Here is a 5018-nt window from a genome sequence, read left to right on the forward strand (position 1 = left end):
TCACCGGACCTTCGCTCGACCTGGCCAAACGATGGAACATTAGGCGAGCCTAATGGTTCTATTTCTCACAGCCGGCACGGTTTGTCGTCTGCTGCAGATCAGTCGGCAAAGGCTGGTCGGCCCGCGTTCTCCGCCAGAGGCGCGGGCATCCCCGAGGCAACAGGAGAGAGATTATGAACAACATCATTTGGCTCGTCGGAGCGGTGGTCATCGTCCTAGCGATATTGAGCTTTTTCGGCCTTCGTTAAGCGCGACGTGAGCGATGTCCATCGACCCTCTATCTGAATGTGATCAGCCGAAGCGGACACTGCGAAAGCGCCGCAAGCGGCCGGCCGAAGATCGACACGATGGCAGGGATGGCATTGCCTCTGTGCCATCCGAGGAAAAGAGCTTTCGCATCTGGTTCCTGTCCAATGAAACAGGCATCACCGCGGATCAGGCTTGCGAACTTGTCGACAGGATCGAGACAGACGGCGCGGCATTGTTGAATGCCGCGCGGCTCATGAAAATTCACTCGCAATGACCGGCAAACCTGTAGTCGTCGGCGACTTCGAGAAGCTCACTGGCGCGACGTGCTGACAACGAAAGACAAGACTCCCAGCCTGTCTCCCCAAGGAGCAAGCCATCTCGCTTGTTTTCAGGCGGGATATCAGGTTGAGCGCCAAAGTCGGGATGCGCTAACACTTTGTTTTTTCTGGTCGGAGTGGCAGGATTTGAACCTGCGACCCCCTCGTCCCGAACGAGGTGCGCTACCAGGCTGCGCTACACTCCGTGACCAGACCGCGGGCTTATAGCCGCCACATCTCGTTCCTGCAAGCGGCAATGGCAGCGCTTCTGTCGCATTTCGTCCGCTTTCTCAGGGCATTTCCGCAAGGCCCGGATTTCGGTCCGGGATAAACGTGGCTTAAAGCCTTGTGTGCTAAGCCTCAGCTCTCGATAGATCGTATTTTCTGCCGCCTGGAGTTCTGCTGTCTTGCCCCCAAAAATCGTTGGCGACGCCCGGCCCAACAGTTTCGAATTCGAAACCGAAGCGCTGATCAAGGCGTCCGGCTTTCGCGAATATGACGCGCGCTGGTGGTTCGGCCGTCCCGGCTCCGCGCAACTGCCGGAGCTCAACCTGATCGGCGTCCAGGCGCTCGGCATGGGGCTTGGCACGCTGATTCGCCGTCTCGGCGCCGGTCCGGATATCGTCACCGGACATGATTTTCGCGCCTATTCGCTGTCGATCAAGCTGGCGCTGGTGTCCGGACTGATGGCGGCGGGCGCTCGCGTGAGGGATATCGGCCTGGCGTTGTCGCCGATGGCCTATTTCGCTCAGTTTGCCTTGGATACGCCCTCGGTCGCCATGGTCACCGCTTCGCACAACGAGAATGGCTGGACAGGCGTCAAGATGGGCGCGGCGCGGCCGCTGACTTTTGGTCCCGAAGAGATGAGCGCGCTGAAGGCGATCGTGCTGGGCGGCGATTTCGACCTTGTCGGCGGCGGCTCCTATGATTTCGTCCATGATTTTCGCGCGACCTATCTCGACGATCTGACCCGCGACAAGCGCATCACGCGAAAGCTGAAAGTGGTCGCCGCTTGCGGCAACGGCACCGCCGGCGCCTTTGCCCCGCAAGCGCTGCAGCGCATCGGCTGCGAGGTCATCCCGCTCGATGTCGAACTCGATCATACCTTCCCGCGCTACAATCCCAATCCTGAGGACATGCGGATGCTGCATGCCATCAGGGACAAGGTGCTGGAGACCGGTGCCGATGTCGGCCTTGGCTTCGACGGCGATGGTGATCGCTGCGGTGTTGTCGACAATGAAGGCAACGAGATTTTTGCCGATAAGGTCGGTGTGATGCTGGCGCGGGATATTTCGAGCCAGCATCCGGGCTCGACCTTCGTCGTCGACGTCAAGTCGACCGGCCTGTTCAACACAGATAGCGTGCTGCGTGCCAACGGCGCCGTCACCGATTACTGGAAGACCGGCCACTCCTACATCAAGCGCCGCGTCGCCGAGCTTGGCGCGGTCGCCGGTTTCGAAAAGTCGGGCCATTTCTTCTTCAACCCGCCGATCGGCCGCGGTTACGACGACGGTCTGGTCACCGCCATCGCCATCTGCCAGATGCTGGATCGCAGCCCCGGCAGTTCGATGGCCGATCTCTACCGCGCGCTGCCGCTGACCTTCGGCACGCCAACCATGTCGCCGCACTGCGCGGACGATGTGAAGTATGGCGTGGTCGAGCGGGTGGTTGCCGACTTTCAGGCCATGAAGCGGGACGGAATGGTTTTCGCCGGCCAGAAGATCGCAGATCTCATCACCGTCAACGGCGTGCGTGTCGTCGCCGAGGACGGCACCTGGGGGCTGGTTCGCGCCTCGTCAAACAAGCCGGAGCTCGTGGTGGTCGTCGAAAGCCCGGTATCGTCGCAGCGTCGCCGGCAGATGTTCGACGCCGTCGACGCCGTGCTGCGCCGCAGCCCCGAAGTCGGTGCCTACAATCAGACGTTTTGAAATGGTAATCGAATGACCGAGCGGATTGTCAGTTTTGTCATGAGCGGTGGCGTCGGCTCGCGGTTGTGGCCGCTGTCGCGCGAGGACAATCCCAAGCAGTTCCACGATCTGTCAGGCAACGGCTCGATGCTGGCCAAGACCTTGCGCCGGCTGACGGCCCGACCGGAAGGCGAAACGCCGATCTTCCTGATCGCCGCGGAGCGCCATGCCGATCGTGTCCACGCCGATCTTGCTGGTCTTGACCTCGCGGGCGGCGGTCCGCTGTTCGAGCCGACGGGGCGCAACACAGCCGCCGCCGTGGCGCTGGCGACGCTGCGCACACTGTCCGAGTTCGGCGACAGCCTGGTGCTGGTGGTGCCGTCGGACCATGAGATATCGACCCCGCGCCAATTCTGGCAGAGCGTAGAAGCCGGCACCGAGGCAGCACGCGAGGGCAGGCTGGTGGTGTTCGGCATCAAGCCGACACAGCCCGAGACCGGCTACGGCTATATCGAGGTCGCGACCGAAAGCGGCGGCCCCTTCGACGTGTCGCGCTTCGTCGAAAAGCCGGATATTGCGACCGCGCAAACTTATCTCAAGGCCGGAACTTTCTACTGGAACACCGGCATCTTCCTGTTTCGCGCCGGCGCCATGCGTGACGCCTTTATGGCGTTCCAGCCTGATATCTGGCAGGCCACCGAAGCAGCCTACAAGGCAGCGACATCGGACCTGTCCGGCCTCTACATGCCGCTTGAACTCTACGCCGCCATCCCGTCGAACTCGATCGACTACGCCATCATGGAGCGGGCAAGAGACATCGCCATGGTGCCGGCAGGCTTCCGCTGGAACGATCTCGGCTCGTGGCAGTCACTGCTCGATGTCGGCCCCGCCGACAACCAGGGCAATGTCATCATTGGCGATGTCGTCGCCATCGATTGCGAAAATTCCTACATCCGCAGTGACGGCCGCCTGCTGTCGGCGATCGGCATGAAGGACGTCGCCATCGTCTCGACATCGGACGCCACCTTCGTCGCCCCGGTCAGCCACAGCCAGCACGTCAAGAAGATCGTCGAGCAACTCGAAAAATCGGGCCGGCTGGAAACCAGGTTCACGCCGGCGCAAGACCGCGTCATCGAAAGCGGCGCCTGGCGCCGGCGCGTGCACCACTGGCTGTTTCAGGAGACCTTGCCGCTGTGGTCGACATCAGGCGTCGACGAACGCCATGGTGGTTTTCATGAGGCGCTCGGCCTGGACGCCTCACCGCTGATGAAGCCCAAGCGCATGCGCACCATGGCAAGGCAGGTCTATGCCTTCGCCGTCGCCCGGGCGCGCGGCTGGGACGGTCCGGCCGACCGGTTGATCAGCCACGGCATCGCCTTCATGGCCGGGAAGGGCCGCACCGACAGGGGTGGCTGGGTTCGCACGCTGAATGTCGACGGTTCCGTCGCCGACGCCACCGAGGATGCCTACGATCATTCCTGCGTACTCCTGGCACTGGCGCATGCGCATATGTCGGGCAATCCCGACGCCTTGCGGCTCGGCGAGGAAACCCTCGCCTTTCTTGATGCGCATCTCGAAGACAGCCGCATGACCGGCTTCCTCGAAACATCGGACGGCAAAGGCGAGCGCCGCTCCAACCCGCACATGCACCTGCTCGAAGCTTTCATGGCCTGGCATCAGGCCACAGGCGAGCGCGCCCATCTGCGCCGCGCGGCGCGCATCATCGACCTCTTCCGCAGTCATTTCTTCGATCCGGAAAGCTGGACGCTTGGCGAGTATTTCGATGCCGAATGGAAACCCTCCGCCGGCGAGAAAGGCTCATGGACCGAGCCCGGCCACCATTTCGAATGGGCCTCATTGCTGGTCGATTTCGCCGGGCGCAGCGGCCAGGCCGAGTTGAGCGGCTTTGCCAGGAAACTCTATGCCTCGGCCATCGCCAATGGCCTCAACCGCGCCACCGGCCTTGCTTATGGCGCCGTCTCGCGGCAGGGCCTGCCGCTCGACCTGATATCACGCAGCTGGCCGCAGGCCGAAGCGGTGAAGGCGGCGATCGCGCTGGACGGTTCGGGTGGCCCTGACCTCAAGCCGGAGATCGAGGCACGCGTCGGCAGGCTGTTCCGCTGGCACATCGACCCGGCGCCGCTCGGCCTGTGGATCGACCGCATCGACGAGCGCGGCCGCTCGCTGGCGACGGATGTGCCGGCCAGCATCTTTTATCATCTGGTCTGTGCGCTGACGCAATATCTGGACAGCACATCAGACAAAGCCGCGTAGGATCGGCTCAGTAAGGGCTCGCCACGTCGCCCGTCTCGACATAGATCGACTTCAGCTGTGAATAGAGCGCCAGCGCCGCCAGAGAATTCTCACGACCGATGCCTGACTGCTTGAAGCCGCCGAACGGGATCTCCACCGGCGTCAGATTGTAGGCGTTGATCCAGCAGGTACCGGCCTGCAGCTCGGCGATGACGCGGTGGGCGCGCGGCAGGTCGCGCGTGAAGACGCCGGCGGCGAGACCGAATTCGGTGTCGTTGGCGCGGTCGATCAC

Annotated in this window: 3 protein-coding genes and 1 tRNA gene; 2 read left to right on the forward strand and 2 right to left on the reverse strand. The window is 62.7% G+C overall.

Features of this window, described 5'->3' with window-relative positions:
- Positions 1-695: 695 nt before the first annotated feature.
- A tRNA-Pro gene (locus tag EN993_RS31170) sits at positions 696-772 on the reverse strand.
- Between the two features lie 201 nt (positions 773-973).
- Here EN993_RS31170 and EN993_RS31175 point away from each other — a divergent pair.
- The gene (locus EN993_RS31175) at positions 974-2494 is read left to right on the forward strand and encodes a phosphomannomutase/phosphoglucomutase (RefSeq protein WP_127265688.1); all 1521 of its coding nucleotides are present in this window, start codon (positions 974-976) and stop codon (positions 2492-2494) included.
- Positions 2495-2506: 12 nt separating this feature from the next.
- A complete protein-coding gene (locus EN993_RS31180) occupies positions 2507-4747 on the forward strand; it encodes a mannose-1-phosphate guanylyltransferase/mannose-6-phosphate isomerase (protein ID WP_127265689.1) in 2241 nt (746 codons plus the stop codon).
- A gap of 7 nt (positions 4748-4754) precedes the next feature.
- Here EN993_RS31180 and EN993_RS31185 read toward each other — a convergent pair.
- The coding region (locus EN993_RS31185) for an aldehyde dehydrogenase family protein (protein WP_127265690.1) at positions 4755-5018 on the reverse strand (264 nt) is incomplete at its 5' end.

Origin of the sequence: Mesorhizobium sp. M7D.F.Ca.US.004.01.2.1 (assembly GCF_003997785.1) — a bacterium.
In the GTDB taxonomy this organism is placed as follows: Bacteria; Pseudomonadota; Alphaproteobacteria; order Rhizobiales; family Rhizobiaceae; genus Mesorhizobium; species Mesorhizobium loti.